This window comes from Anabaena sp. EIM26, from assembly GCF_057568715.1.
In genome coordinates this window covers 326,693-342,056 of the sequence record NZ_CM172472.1, presented here as the reverse complement: position 1 = coordinate 342,056, position 15,364 = coordinate 326,693, and the positions used below count along the sequence as shown (strand labels likewise).

General features: G+C 35.9%; 12 protein-coding genes. All 12 read right to left on the bottom strand.

Translation table 11 applies throughout. The features are described 5' to 3' along the window. Positions 1 to 41: 41 nt before the first annotated feature. Positions 42 to 986, bottom strand: coding sequence for a hypothetical protein (locus AC012T_RS01360; protein ID WP_487062542.1), 945 nt, complete (start codon positions 984 to 986; stop codon positions 42 to 44). A gap of 222 nt (positions 987 to 1,208) precedes the next feature. Further along, on the bottom strand, positions 1,209 to 1,964 hold the full coding sequence (hepC, locus tag AC012T_RS01355) for a heterocyst development glycosyltransferase HepC (RefSeq protein ID WP_487062541.1): 756 nt from the start codon (positions 1,962 to 1,964) through the stop codon (positions 1,209 to 1,211). A gap of 1,002 nt (positions 1,965 to 2,966) precedes the next feature. Further along, positions 2,967 to 5,198 (bottom strand): GumC family protein, encoded by a 2,232-nt coding sequence (locus AC012T_RS01350; RefSeq protein WP_487062540.1) that lies wholly within the window; start codon positions 5,196 to 5,198, stop codon positions 2,967 to 2,969. A gap of 67 nt (positions 5,199 to 5,265) precedes the next feature. After that, a complete protein-coding gene (locus AC012T_RS01345) occupies positions 5,266 to 6,366 on the bottom strand; it encodes a glycosyltransferase (protein ID WP_487062539.1) in 1,101 nt (366 codons plus the stop codon). Between the two features lie 396 nt (positions 6,367 to 6,762). After that, entirely contained in the window at positions 6,763 to 8,076 is a 1,314-nt protein-coding gene (locus AC012T_RS01340) for an NAD(P)H-dependent oxidoreductase (RefSeq protein WP_487066392.1), read from the bottom strand. 2 nt (positions 8,077 to 8,078) lie between these two features. Next, on the bottom strand, positions 8,079 to 8,624 hold the full coding sequence (rfbC, locus tag AC012T_RS01335; RefSeq protein ID WP_487062538.1) for a dTDP-4-dehydrorhamnose 3,5-epimerase: 546 nt from the start codon (positions 8,622 to 8,624) through the stop codon (positions 8,079 to 8,081). A 144-nt stretch (positions 8,625 to 8,768) separates the two neighbouring features. Beyond that, positions 8,769 to 9,662, bottom strand: a complete 894-nt coding sequence (locus tag AC012T_RS01330) for a phytanoyl-CoA dioxygenase family protein (protein ID WP_487062537.1) — start codon at positions 9,660 to 9,662, stop codon at positions 8,769 to 8,771. A 100-nt stretch (positions 9,663 to 9,762) separates the two neighbouring features. Next, positions 9,763 to 10,740 carry a glycosyltransferase family 2 protein gene (locus AC012T_RS01325; protein WP_487062536.1) on the bottom strand — a complete coding sequence of 326 codons (978 nt, stop codon included), beginning with the start codon at positions 10,738 to 10,740 and terminating at the stop codon, positions 9,763 to 9,765. Positions 10,741 to 10,825: 85 nt separating this feature from the next. After that, positions 10,826 to 11,665 (bottom strand): phytanoyl-CoA dioxygenase family protein, encoded by an 840-nt coding sequence (locus tag AC012T_RS01320; protein ID WP_487062535.1) that lies wholly within the window; start codon positions 11,663 to 11,665, stop codon positions 10,826 to 10,828. A 61-nt stretch (positions 11,666 to 11,726) separates the two neighbouring features. Further along, on the bottom strand, positions 11,727 to 12,728 hold the full coding sequence (locus AC012T_RS01315; protein WP_487062534.1) for a glycosyltransferase family 2 protein: 1,002 nt from the start codon (positions 12,726 to 12,728) through the stop codon (positions 11,727 to 11,729). 51 nt (positions 12,729 to 12,779) lie between these two features. Next, complete coding sequence (locus AC012T_RS01310; protein WP_487062533.1) at positions 12,780 to 13,766, bottom strand: glycosyltransferase family 2 protein; 987 nt, start codon at positions 13,764 to 13,766, stop codon at positions 12,780 to 12,782. A 128-nt stretch (positions 13,767 to 13,894) separates the two neighbouring features. Beyond that, positions 13,895 to 14,923, bottom strand: coding sequence for an NAD-dependent epimerase/dehydratase family protein (locus AC012T_RS01305; RefSeq protein ID WP_487062532.1), 1,029 nt, complete (start codon positions 14,921 to 14,923; stop codon positions 13,895 to 13,897). Positions 14,924 to 15,364 lie beyond the last annotated feature (441 nt).

The window sequence follows — 15,364 nt, the reverse complement described above, 5'->3', positions numbered from 1 at the left end:
CATAAAGCTCAATGAAAAGATAATAATTAATATCCTTATCCTTACATGGGAGAGCGACGAATAAAACGCCCAACAGCAGATCCAAAAAGAATTTCAAACTGTTGCCATATTAATTTTGCAGTTGAATACAACTGAATAGGTGTTTGGCTATGTCGCCAATACAATTTATCAGTAATAGTTGGTGAGTTACCTTCTAAAGCACTAAAAATCAATTTTTTGCGCCAAGGTTTAACATTTGGTACAGTGGCATGAGACATGATAGTACCACCAGGAACAAAATCCATTCCATCAGGGCCAACCGTACTCAAAGGATAACTAGTCAACATCAATGCTAAATTTAAATAAGTCTGATCTCCATACAGATAGGGATAATGATGAAAAGTATTATCAGCATAAAGATCCTCTAAATTGGCATATCCTGCCATTTCACCCAGTTCTTCTAATTTCTGCCAAAGCGTTAGTATAGATTTATAGTTTTTATGAATACCAATAAAGCCACTATTATAGTGATAATCTAACTCACGCTCACAAAATAAACCGTTATCTTGAGCAAATTCTTTCCATCCTAAACGTTTGGGATGATTAGCAGGAACAAGATACCAAGAATCACCACAAATAGCAATTCCACGACTAACCCAATGTTCGTAAAAAGTCCAACTACACTTATTGACAATATCAGGGTCAAAATAAAATAATGCATCAATATCTGGGCAGAATTTTTCCCACAATTGAGACATAAAATCAGGTTTATAAAAACCTAAATGCTTGCGGGTTTCTAGCTTTACAAACCGAATCGCGCAACCTTCCGCTAGAGAAAACTCTTGATAACCATTTCCTGCTTGAAGAGACTTAGCCCAAGGTGGTAAATTACCACGATAACCCGCCCAAAATATTCCTCGAAAACCGTGGTGATACAAGGAATTTACTAAAGCACCTACACCATAGTGATAGTCTTTTTCAAAAACGGTACAAATTGCTGTTTCCATGATAGGTTTTATGTTTAAAGTAAGTACATAATTCTTTGGTTAAAATACTAAAACAGGAAATAATTATCAGTTAGATAAAAACATACTATAGCAATCCTAAATGATTTATGAACGCTTTCTTTTCCCTGTTCCCTATTCCCTGCCTCACCAATCAGTTTTCAACTCAAATAGGATTGCTATAATATGCAATATAGGCTTTTACTAGGATGGAGCCAGTTTAATTTATGACAACCTAGCTGGTTTCAATTTAGTTTCTACTTGCCATAGTTTTATTAATCCTGGTAGTCTATACAAGTGTTGTTTTTTTACTTCTGGACTTAACTTGACTGCATCATCTAAAGACCAATAACTATATCCCAATAAACTCATTTCTCCCCTAATGACATTGAATAACATGGGTAAATTTTCTAGACTATATTTAGTCATCCATAATTTGAGTGGTATAAAATTTCGTTTTGTCTTTGTGCAGAATTTTATGGTTTGAAAAAGTTTACCTCTCTCTCCAATCTGCCACTCATAGGAAAATGGTAATTCTGAAAATTGAATTCCCATGAGAATAAATAATCCTAGCATTAAAGGACTAATTAATATCAGTAAAATTAAAGCTAAAAACCAGTCAGCTAGTCGTTGTATAATTCTCAATATTTGGTGATCTGATGTTGATAATCTATGGCTAGATGGTAGACTGAGAAATATTGGTTTCTGAGCTTTTTTGCAAGCATCTGCCCAAAATTTTAATGCATTATCACCTAGGTTTGGATCTATAGTTACCAACATCACTGGAGAATTTTTTAAACACTCTACCAATAATTTTTCGTTATCTAGTGCAGGTAAATATGGTTGTTGCAATTTTCCAGGAGATTTCACCAATAACTGACCCCTGCGCCATTGAAGTGTGCAGTATTGGGAATTATAATTTTGTGTTGGCTGGGCTATAGTGTAATTATCCTGTAAGCTGGGAATGAGTGAAGTTGTCATATTTCGGTGAATTTATACAGTAGCAAATTACTGGCTTGATAGTAGAAGTTTGGCAGTGTTTATGGGTGTTAAACTTAAGTAAAAGTTGCTGGGAAAAAGCCTTTTAGACTTAAGTGAATACCAATATATAAGAACTACGACTTAGATTTAGAAGAAACTGTTTTTTGTATCCTCCTAACGAATGATTGTACTAGTCTTTACAGCAAATATCTGGTGTAATTGTGTAGGTGTAAAGATGTACAGAAAGCAAAAATAAGAGTTAGGCGAACAGCAATTAAGATAAATGGTGAGTTAGGAAACTTGGTATTTTCTTTAGGGATGTGTAGAGGTCAATTATCCCGTCAAATTATTGCTATGCTGATGTATTTTTGTCTATTTAATTTCTAGACATCTATCACAAAATTGCTCTAATTTTACTTTGACAGCTTTTGGTTTTGAGTTTTGTCCTCAATTTCTAGAATATAAGAACCTAGAGAAATAACTAATGATTAAGCCAATTCTTTATTTACTCTTTAAATAAAGCTATAATTTTCACCAATAATATTAAGCTATGATGAATTGATCTAGTTAAACATAAAAAAGTTACAATTATTTGTAGCTATTAACTAAACTTAGTTTTTGTATGATTGACAATCAATAAATGTTACATATTTTACTGATAAATAGATTATCCTTGTTGGAGTTTGAAAAGATTAATCTGATCAAATTTAGAGGTTATATTTATTACTATCTCTGTTGAGATATAACTCCTTTTTGATTTTAAAATCCCTTGTGAAGCATATTCTTAGCGTGTTTTCCTTATTTTATTTTCCCTGTCATAAACATCTCAAAGAATTGATTAATTTATTTTTTCAAAATTCTGCAATTCTCAGATTAACTGATTGATTAAATTTATACCTGCTAAAAAAGCCCACTACAGGAGTCAGTCATCTAAAATTAGTCTGACTTTTGACTCCTGAATGATTTTTTGATAAATAGAATGATGCCGTGGAAATCATTTAACTATTTTTCCACAATCTGTTGCAGCACCAATTGTTGTTGCTTGACATAGGGGACATAAGTGCTATCAGAGTTAGATACTCCATTAGCCACAATTCCAATTAGATTTAACTTGCTTAACATGGCGGTAGCTTGGGCTAAATTGTTGCGTGTTACCCTACCAATACTTGCTACCATGACTACACTACGGCAAGATGATGCTGTGAGCATAGCATCCACTAAACCAAGAACTGATGAAGAGTCTATCAGTACCAAATCATAGTTTTCCTCAAATGTTGCCATCAACTGCATCATACGTGGGGAACTTAAAAGATGAGCAGGATCTATAGGTATGGGGCCAGCAGTCAAGATGTCTATATAGGATGAACCTGAGTATTGAACCCCAATTTGTTGAGGAAGGTCAACATCACTAGCTAAGAGTGTGGAAAGTCCTTGTTCATTGGGAAGATTAAGCTGTTTGTGTAAGCTTGGATCTCGTAAGTTGGCATCAATTAGTAGTACCTTTTTGTGTAACCGGGCTGCACTCATGGCTAGACCTAACGCCAAAGCTGATTTACCCTCGTCTGGTAATGCTGATGTTACCATCAATGACTTCAAATCAGACACACTATTGAGAAGTTCTATATTTTTATAAATTAGATCTAATGATTCCCAACGTGGTGGTGATTGCAATACTTGAATTGTCCAGGGTGCTAGAACTTCGGGTTTACCAAATGGCAATTTGATGATTGATTCTTTGGGTTTAGCTGGTGGTAATTTGGGTGTTGTGCCTAATAATGGGAGAGCAACTTGTTTCTCTAATTCAGCGGTAGTATGTACTGAATCATCAGATGATTCTCGAATAAAGGCGGCAATGCCACCTAACATTAATCCGACTACGGCACCTAATAAGAGGTTCTGTTTGAGGTTGGGGCCTAATTGTGTGCCTTCTTGGGGATCTTCGACCACTTCCCAATTAAATCCACCTTTGGACAGTTCCTGCCGCAATTGCTGTTCTGCCCGCAATAATTGCTCCATTCTTTCCCGGCTAAATTGTAATTGGGGAAGTATGCGGTTGTAATAGGCTAAGAGGGAGGGGAAGCGTTTTAGTTGCGATCGCAGTTCTTTCTCTTTTTCTGCTAAAGTTTGATCACGCGCACTCAGAGAAACTATATTTGTCTGGGTTTCTACCAACTCACTGGTGAGATTAATGTCAATTTCTCCCAGTTGTCCTTGTTCAAGCAGGGTTTCTCCAATCCCAAATGCACTAGTAGACCGTCCACCTAAAGTTCTGCTAACTTCTTTTTGCAAGAGTTCTTTTTGACTTTGGAGTTGTTCATTCAGCTTCTGCACACCAGGAGTGTCATCAGTGAAGCGTAAGCGTTCTGTGGCTAAAGCTAGTTCGGTTTTTTGGATTTCGTTGAGTAAGCCTTGATAACGTGTGGACTGACTCAAACGAGAGGAAACTAAAGCATTTTGTGGAGAACGATTGAGTTGTACTTGTAAAGATTTTTGTTTAGCTATAGCTTCTTCATATTGAGAACGGGTTGTTTGTCGTTCTCGCTGAATAGTGTTTAAAGTTTCTTCAATTGCTTTAGCTTGTAATTCTGGATCAATTAAATTTTGGTTTCTCCGAAATCGTTGGAGATTGCTTTCAGAAGCATTCACTTCATCACTGGCTTTTCTCAATTGGTCTCTGATAACTTGCAGACCTTTTTGCAAACGCGAATTCTGTTGTTGTTTGTTATATTCTAAATAAACTTGCCGAATGGCATTTAGGACTTTTTGTGTTTTTTCAGGATTGGTATCTGTATAGTCAACTTGGAAAATTTTAGTGGCGACATTATCTTCTTTAGTTCTGATTTGAGTTAAGACTAAGGATTTTTTAATCTCCTCTACAGTGATACTGGGATATTCAGCTTTAAGTTTATCAACTGCTTTTTGAATCAGTCCAGAACTCTGCATTAGATTAAGCTGGGTTGCTGTATCGACAACAACGTTAGAGTCGGTAAACTGATTTTCTACTGTATCTCCTCCTTCTTTTTTGCCTTGATAGTTAGGTTCTACTAACAATTGCATCGTACTTTTGAAGGTGGGATTTGTCTTTAAAGTAATGATGCCAGCGAGTGCGGTAGAACTTAAAAATGCTAATAAAAACCAGGGAAATCGCCGGAGAAATACGGAAAAAATTTGTCCATAACTTGGTTCTGTATCTGCTACTGAAGTGATGTGGGGATTAAGACTAGTTTGAACCACGTTTATTATCCTTGTTGTGCGAGACGCTATGTGTAGCTTGTTTTCTCTGAGAGGGACAGCTAACCAATTAAATAAATGAGCGATGCACACCAGAAGCTTGAACAATAATTTGCTCAACCTTACTAAAGAATGCCTGTTCTGAAAAATTATTTACGGCATGATTACGAATATTTTCGTAATTCCAAGATATTCCTCTAGCTTCTAGTAATGCCGATTGTAGAGAATCAGGTGTTTGTCTATTAAAGAAAACCCCGGTTTTACCAGGTATCTGAGTATCTAATACCCCACCGGCTCCATAGGCTATGACTGGTGTTCCACTAGCATTTGCTTCTACTGGAACTAAACCGTAGTCTTCTAAAGCAGCAACAATAATGGACTTGGCTTGAGAAAATAAGTCCTTACGTTTGCCATCACTAACGTGACCTAAGAATTCGACATTGCCTAATGCCTTGGATTTTAACCGTTCTAGTTCGGGCCCGTCACCTGATATTAATAAATGCCACCCTAACCAGTTGAAAGCCTCGATTATTATATCAAGACGTTTATAACTTATCATCCGGGCAGATGCCAAGTAGTATTCTGCTTTTGTATCTGAAAAAACAAAGTTGCTGGTATCAATTGGATAGTTAATTACAAGTGCTTGTTTACCATAAATTTTTTGAATACGATGGGCAACTACGCTGGAATTGGCAATGTATAGGTCTGGTTCTTGGGAATATTTCAGGTCTACATTTCTCATGAGTTGAAATATTTTTTCAATTAACGGAGCGAAAAAATGATAGTCTCCATACTCCCGTAAATAAGTTTCTGTATCCCATAAAAACCGGGTAACATTATGACAAAAGCAAATGTGGCGTGCTTGGGATTTTTTTCTAACTGCTTTGGCAAAACTAGTGCTACTACTGATAATTAAATCGTAGTCTTGTAGATTCAAAGACCGAAATGCAGGAAAGTAAAGGGGAGCCATTAAGCGGAAATGCTTTGCTGCACCAGGAATATTTTGCAAAAAAGTTGTCTTAACTATGCGCTCACTCAGATCAATAGTTTTTTGCGGATCGTATAAGGATGTGAAGATGTCCGCTTCAGGGTAGCGTTTACAAAGCAATTCAAACACACGCTCTGCCCCACCGCGCTGGGTTAAATAGTCATGGACGAGAGCAATTTTCATGGATGATGCCTTATATTGCAATGTTGATTAAATTTTGGGTTGATTAGCAAGTATTTACAGATATGTTTATAACAGTATGCTGTATTTACTAAACCCATCTATAGGAGGTTGTGGAGGTTTTTTATTTTGGATAATGCCCTTGTTGAGATCTAAAAATCTGTGAAAATTTACTTATTTTTAATATAAAGATAGTTAAGTAATTTACTGGCGTGATAAGTTACTTAATTTTGATAAAAAACAAGTAAATATTATTAATTTAAATTGCGAACTCCTATAAATAAGAATCAGGGGTTGAATAAGAATATCAGGATTTTTTTTTACTGTTGGCTCATTTTGAACTAAATTATATCTAGCTTAAGGGTGATAACCACCCCCAAGCTATCAATCAATTAAAAACTATTTTGCAAGTATCAAGGTTTTTGCAGGAGCAAAATAAGTTGTTTGTTCAGATCGTAGTTTGTCGCAAAGTCTACCTTCAGGTAATTCCACATCTTCATAAGTGAGGACTTGATCTTTGGCAAGATCATGCTTTAAGCGACATCCTTCTGCTATTCCCATTGGCAGTAAATTGTCTTGTTTGACAATTTCTGCGTTTTCACATTGTCCATAGGTCATGTAATAACCAATGCCATCAAGGGTTTCTCCGGCTTTGAGGTCGATTTTGGCAGTGGCGACGACTTCGACAACGGGGCCGGCTATGGGTGCAAGAACGGCATCATGGAAGAGGACTGCGCGGGCTACTGATAGGGGAACTTCAAAATGGCAGAGGTGATAGGGGGTGTAGAAGCTGTAGAGGGGGCCTTCACCGAGTTTATAGAGGTTGAGGTAATGGCGTTGTTTGGGGTCGTCGTGGGTGGCAAAGACGAACACTCCTGGCCCTGGTTTTGTGCCGACGACATAATCAACGATGCCACCTAATTCTTTGAGTTGGTCAACATCGTACATTTTGGTCATTTCATCGACATGACCTGTGTAGTCATATCCCAACATTCCGCGTTTTGCTACTTTCATGTTTGTAGCATTGGCAACTATTGCTTGCTCAAAAGAAATTTTTGTGCCGTCTGCAAAACTTGTCACCATAGCGGGATTTTGACCCCAGCGTTTAGCAAAGCCTTCTTGGGTGGTGGGGTTGCGGTAGGGGTCTTGTAGACCTTTGATGTTGCCACACAATAGGGGGGTTAAGCCGATGCTTTTGACGAAGCGATAGAGGTTCATTTCTACCCCTGGTTGGTCGCCGTCACAGGCGCTGAGGATGACTCCAGCGCGGTCTGCATGGACTTTGAGGATGGGGCCTATTGTGCCGTCGAGTTCGGCGTTCATTAAGATGATATGCTTTTGATGAGCGATCGCACTCATGACCAAATGAGCCGCAAATTCGATTGTGCCGGTAACTTCAATAATTGCCTCTATGCCTTCGGCTTCGCACAGCAACATGGCATCTTCGGTGACTGCATACTGCCCTTGTGCGATCGCATCTTCCAAATCAGCTAAATTAGAAACAACTTGAATATCCTCAATACCTGCTTCTAAATAAGCTCGTTTGGCTGTATCAATATGGCGATTAAAGATAGCCACTAACTCCATTCCCGGCACAGAATTGATAATTTGATTAGCAATTCCTCGACCCATAAAACCTGCACCAATCATCGCCACTTTAACTGGTTTACCCAAAGCAGCACGGGCTTCTAAAGCTTTATCTACAATAATCATCATTAAACTCCTATTAAAATAGATTCTAGTAAAGGCCAATTCCGATCTTTATCAGACATTTCTGTAACGCTCAAAGGCCAAGAAATTTCTAAAAGTGGATCATCATAACGCAAACCACGCTCATATCCAGGAGTGTAAAATTCACCCACTTGATAGACAACTTCTGCACCATCTGTTAAAGCTTGATAGCCATGAGCAAACATTTCTGGTACATATAAAGCACGACGATTTTCCGCAGTTAGTTCTACGCCAATATGTGATAGATAAGTTGGCGATTCTGGACGCATATCAATAATTACGTCATAAATAGCCCCTTGAGTGCAGCGAATTAATTTTGTTTCTGCGGCTGGAAGAATTTGATAATGCATTCCCCTCAATGTGCCTTTTTGATGATTAAAAGATAGGTTACATTGGGCAACTGTTGACTTTAAACCATGTGCTGCAAATTCTTCAGCACAGAAAGTTCGAGCAAAGAAACCACGAGAATCTGACTTTTCTTCTAAGTCAATAATAAAAGCACCAGAGAGCTTAGTGGATGTAAAAATCATGGGTTGCTATGATGATAATAATGTCTAGTGAAAACAGAATTGATTCAAAGAGTTTCATTTAGAGTGATAAATCCTAATTGAAACTACTATATGATAGTAGAAATAAAGCTACTACGTGAAAAGTATTACTTCTATATATCAGTATTAGCCGTCTATAGAAGTGAGAGATTCTAAACTTTTTGGCACGAATGATAACTGATTATTTAACTCCTGATCATCTTCCCTACACAAATTTGGTTTAGGGAAAGAATCATCCCAGAAATGATTACAAAGTTGTGGTTGTTTAGGAGGATTAGCAGTGTAGGCAAAAAATAATGTTGACCGTTCTTGAGTGCGGAGAGTGCCATGATGTAAAAGTCTTCTTGTATCAACAATAATCACCGTACCCGCTTGTCCAGGACAAGACCTCCAAGCTGATTTGGGGATAATTGGACTTAGTGTTTCATCGTTTATTCCTCCTGATGTATTAATCTTAGATTTAATCCGATAACAATTAGGATGATATGGAGCAGTATAAGACAATGGTACATATTCAAATGGCCCATGTTTTTCTTCTACATCATTTAAATAAACGATGACTTTGATAACTCGACGGTCTTCTATATCTCTATGCCATAGTAATGTGGCAAACTGATCTTTATTGGCAAAATCTTTGCGTAAATGTACACCATGAAAGGCAACAGGAAGACCGATATAATTTTCAATGATGCTGAGTAATCTTGGTTCTATTCCCCAGGTGAAAAATTCTGGTAAATCTGTAACCGTATAAATAGCTGGTGGATTCTGGTCTGAAGAATTGGAGTTATTCTTAACCAGACTTGGTAATAAATGATAAGCAGAATTAAGCAGTTGTGAAGTAGAAGTTAATCCTAAATCTGTAAGGTTGGTAATGCAAATACAATCACGTTGGAGTGAGTCCAGAATTGGGCGATCGCATTCTGCTAATGCAGGTAAATTTTTACGATGCTTAACTAATGCCATTCTGTAATTAAATTCATAACTTAGTGCTGATCTTTTGGCTTGAATTTTGTTGAGCATGATATGAATCCTTGCTTCATTAATGATTTATTATTTGAAGATTTATGAGATGTCGGCAAAAGTGATAAATATTTCATTATCAATAGATATACATAAGATTCTATTGATGCCTGATATCACCTATTTGTGAGGTTGTATCTTCTGTTTTATGAGAGGCAATAGTGCTTTCTAAAACTGATACACTTACCAAGCCAAGATAAGGAATTATCGTAGTAACTGCCATAATTGGCCATCTTTTTAAAGCACCAAATAAAACTCGCCAATTATTATTTCTAAAATGCTGGATAACTAATTGATTACAAAAATGTTTAGGATATCCTACCTCATTTAGCTTAATATTAATTTCTGGCGAATACGTGTATTGCATTTTTAGTAACACCTTGGGTTTTAGCATCCAATGACTAGCACCAAAAGCATTTTCTAAATAAGCATCTTTAGTTATTTTAACGCTGCCATGACCAGCACAAAAACCAGTTAAATAGACTTGGTAATCTAAGTTGTTTAAACCTTCATACCATTTTTTTAGAGCATTTTGAGCTAATTCTGTTCTATATATTTGAGCAGACATCAGTTGTACGCCAGAGCGATTTTCTTGTATACAACGCTCAAATGCTGCCTTGCCATCATGCTCAACTTGTTCATGATCAATTTCATAACAGCGTTGATATAATAATTCACCAGTTACTTCATGACGACAGGAAAAATTCAAGATTAGTAAAGTTAAATCCGGCTCTTGATTCAAGGTTTTAACTATATAAAATATCGCATTATCAGCGATAATATCATCATCACTAATAGTCCAAATATATTTGCTGGTTGCTGCTTGTATGCAATAAGCAATATTTTTCATTACACCCAAATTTTCGTAGTTCTTATTGTTAAGAAATACTATATTTGGTAAAAATAACTGCCATTTATTAATTATTTCTTGTGTATTATCTTCTGAACAATTATCAGAAACAATAATTTCACATTCAGATTCAAAACCTTTAATAGATTTAGCCAGCCATGCTAACTGTTTATCTAGCAATGCAGCACGATTATAGGTAGGAATAGCAATGGTAAGTAATTTATTCACGGTATTCACAGGAAATCAGGTTAAACAAAGAAAGCATTAGGTTATGAATACTCATTATTAAGTATTAAGTTTCAGCAAAACTGTATTAGTTCCTATTTATTTGTTGGCTTAACTGTGGTCTAGCAAAAGTATTATCATTATATTGCCTACAAAGTTCTGGACGCTTTGGTGGGTTAGCTGTATAAACAAAAAATAGTGTTGAACGCTCTTCTGTTCTCACAGTTCCATGATGTAAAACATTTCTTGGGTCTACAAAAATTACAGTTCCAGCTTTTCCAGGACAAGATTTCCAAGCTGACTTGGGTATAATTTCCATCAATTTTTTATCATTTATTCCTAAATAATTAGATCTCCAAAGCATATAATCAACTCGATAATAATTTAATCTCTCTAAAAAACTAGAAGGTGTTGGTACATATTCAAAAGGCCCATTTTTTTCTGTCACATCATTTAAATAGATGATGACTTTAATCATGCGTCTATCTTCGGAATCTTTATGCCATAATAGTGTTTGTAGTTGCTGCTCATTAGGGAAGTCTTTTCGTACATGAACACCATGAAAAGCTATAGATAGTCCTATATAATTTTTAATGATTTTTTGTAGCCTTTCTTCAATTCCCCAGCTAAAAAATTCTGGTAAATCTGTAACAGTATAAATTTGTGGCAACTTATAACCTGTATGGATATCTCTTGGCGTTACCATACTTGTTGCATAACTATTAGCAGAAGCTAACATTTGTGTAGTTGATGGTAATCCTAAATCTTCTAAAGAGGTGATATAAACACCTTGACGTTTTAGAGTATCAGCAATTAAGCGATCGCGTTCTTGTAGGGTAGGTAACTTACTTTTATACTGCCAAAGTTGATTTCTATAAACTAACTCATTTCCTAATGCAGAAATTTTGTCTTTAACACTATTAAACATGGTATAACTTCCTGATGATTGAATAAATAGTATAATGCACCTATTTCGAGTAAATTACTACTCATATTTTTTTGATTTGTTGAGTAGATACATCAAGCATTTCTACAGTTTTAAATTCCCTAATTGGTATTATTTCAAATGCAGATAAACTAACTAATGCCAAAAAAGGAACTACTGTTTGGATAGCGGGAAAAGGCCATCTTCTTAAAGCACCTAAAAAAACTTTTAAATTTACTTCCCGGAAATTCTGTAACATCATCCGACGGCAAAATTGAGAAGAATATCCAATTTCTTCAAATTTTAAAATCACTTCAGGGATGTGTTTATACTGCATTAATAGTGCAGATCTTGCCTCTTTCTGCCAATGACTCACACCAACAATACATTCTAGATAAATATCTTTAGTGACAATAACTTTGCCTTGAGTGGCACAATAACCAGCAATGTAAGCTAAAGATATCCAGTTATTAATTGCATCAGGCCACATTGTTAGGGCGCTTTTCACTAAGTCAGTCCGGTATATTGTTGCAGTCAGAAAAATTACTGCACCAACACTTTTTGCATAACAATGTTCAAAGGTGGCTTTACCATCACTTTCCCCATCTTCTCTCTCAATATCAAACCAGCGATTACCCACTATTGTAGGTGGGTGAACAGGTTCACCAGTGATTTGATTTCTACCAGAGAAGTTCAAGAACAACAATGATAAATCTTCATTTTGCTTGATTTTATTAATTACATAAGCAACTGCTTTTTCTTGAATTGGATCATCATCACCAATTGTCCAAACATATTTACTAGTAGCAGCATTTAGGCAGTAAAAAATATTTTTCATTACGCCTAAATTTCGATAATTTCTATTGGCTTTAAAGGTGATATTGCTCAATATATTTTGCCATTTCTTTATGATTGATGGCGTGTGATCAGTAGAACAATTATCAGAAACTAAAATTTCACATTCTGATTCAAATCCTTTGATAGCTTGAGACAACCAAGTTAATTGTTTATCCAGTAACTCGGCTCGATTGTATGTAGGGATTGCAATTGTCAGTATTTTATTCATGTTGAATCAGTATTTTAATTTTATTAAATTGACTAGATGTAGATATCACTATTAACTCTCTTCACTTAAGGACGTAATCAATTGTGGTTCAACATCATTATTTTTTCTGGAAACAAAGATGAGTCTATAAGCAGATTGGCAGATCAAAGACCAGTAATAAACCATGACCCTAATCGCTAAGAAAGGCCATCTTCTAAAACCACCTAAAAAGATTCTCCAGTAATTTAATTTGACTAGGTTTCTTAAAATTTTTCTTTGGCAAAATTTATAGGAATAACCTATAGTTAAAAGCTTTAAATAAACTTCAGGGATGTAGATATACTGCATCATTAATGCTAATCTTGGATCTTGATCTAAATGACTAGCGTGCATTGTGCATTCTAAATAATTATCTTTAGTGACTATGACACTTCCATGCAGCGCACAAAATCCTGTCCAATATGCTTGAGATGCCAAGTTTTTAGCAGAAGTTGGCCAAGTTTTTAAAGCACGTTGTACTAGTTCTGTTTTATAAACTGCTGCTGTCATGAAAAGTACACCACCAAAGCTTTCCTGTAAATAACGTTGAAATACATTTCTGCCATTAGTGACTGGTTCATTAGTATTACTTTTAAACCAATGTTCGACAACTATTTTATTTGTTCGTTTATCACGACCAGAACAATTTAAAAACATTAATGTTAAACTCGGATGCTGCTTGAGTGTAGTTACTAAATAAGCAAGGCTTCTTTCTTGAATTGGATCATCATCACCAACAGTCCAAACATACTGACCACTAGCAGACTGTATACAAAAAGCAATATTAGGCATTAAACCTATATTTTCACGATTCCTATTATTTATAAATACAGTATTACTAAGTTTTGCTTGCCATTGGGTAATTATTTCTTGTGTATTATCTTCTGAACAGTTATCAGAAACAATAATTTCACATTCAGATTCAAAACCTTGGATAGATTTAGCCAGCCATGCTAATTGTTTATCTAGCAATGCAGCACGATTATATGTAGGAATAGCAATGGTAAGTAGTTTTTTCATGGCGGTATATTCATCCTAAATTCCTGGTATGATTAAAATGAGTGACAAATGATTGTGAAATTCTAGAAACTTCCGAACCAACCAGAATTGATTCGGAAACTTGAATTAATTCATTATTGAGACTAAAGCTACTTTCTGATCCAGAAAAAATCTTGGTCAATTTGTTGAGTACGAATCAGATACTCTAACTGCTTTAAGCGTGTAAATCCTCGGAATAAGAAAGTATCTTCAGTCATATCAATTTGACTGAATAAATCAAATAATTGTTGAGCGCCAAGTTGAGCATTCCAATCGCACTTGAATCCTGGCAAGATTGTATTAATTTTTTCAAAGGATACTCGATAGCTGCGATTATCCGAACCGTTATTACCAAAAGATAATCTACAACCGGGGAAAGCATCAGCAATAATTTCTGCGATTTCTTTAACTCGATAATTATTAGTTGTATCTCCCACATTAAAGATTTGATTGTGAACAATATCTCTAGGCGCTTCTAAAGCACAAACAATAGCTTTACAAATATCCAACGCGTGGACTAATGGCCGCCAAGGTGTACCATCACTTGTCATTTTAATTTCTTTGGTAGTCCATGCTAATCCTGACAAATTGTTTAAAACAATATCAAATCGCATTCTTGGAGAAGCACCAAAAGCGGTAGCATTCCGCATAAAGGTAGGAGAGAAATCATCATCGGCTAATGGTTGGACATCTCTTTCTACTAATGTTTTACATTCTGCGTAAGCTGTTTGAGGATTCACAGGTGATTCTTCTGTAACATCATCTTCACTGGCAACACCATAAACACTGCAAGAAGACATATAAACAAAACGACGAACACCTACTGCTTTTGCTAAGTTAGCCAAACGCACTGAACCTAAATGATTAATTTCATAGGTGATGTTAGGTGCTAATTGTCCTGTAGGATCGTTGGAAAGTTCCGCCATATGAACTATTGCTTCCACACCCTCTAAATCTTCAGGAGTAATATTCCGAATATCTTTGTTGAGGGTTTTTGCTGTTACATCAGTTCCGTTATATAGCCAACCAACTTTATAAAAACCGGTATCAACGCCAATAACTTCATGACCTCTAGCCATTAACAAAGAAGGTAGTAAGGAACCTAGATATCCTTCTGTTCCTGTTACTAATATTTTCATTTTTGTCAAATCCTTATGATTGATTAATTTAGTTGTAGTCAGTTGGGAGTGGTATTTGTCTTGAAGATTTCTCTACTCCATGAAACTGTTACAACTAATTTTTGCAAGTATCAGTGTAATTCACAATTCAATTATTGGTTGATGAGCGGTATTTGAAATGCTATAAATCCAATATTGAATCATTGAAGCTCATACAACACAGCACAAATATAGATATCATATAAAGTCAGCTAAAACCCAACTATATAGATATCTATTTTTGAGATTTTCACCTTTTAAACTAGGCTACTAAGAGGGTGTTTGAAAAGTCTCCTTCCATGTCATGCTGAGGAACGTAGCATCTCAGTATGTGGGCTAAACTCCAGATTCTTCGTTGCGTAAGACTCCACATGGCTAACGCCACGCTATGCCTACGGCACACTACGTGAACGCGAACAGAAT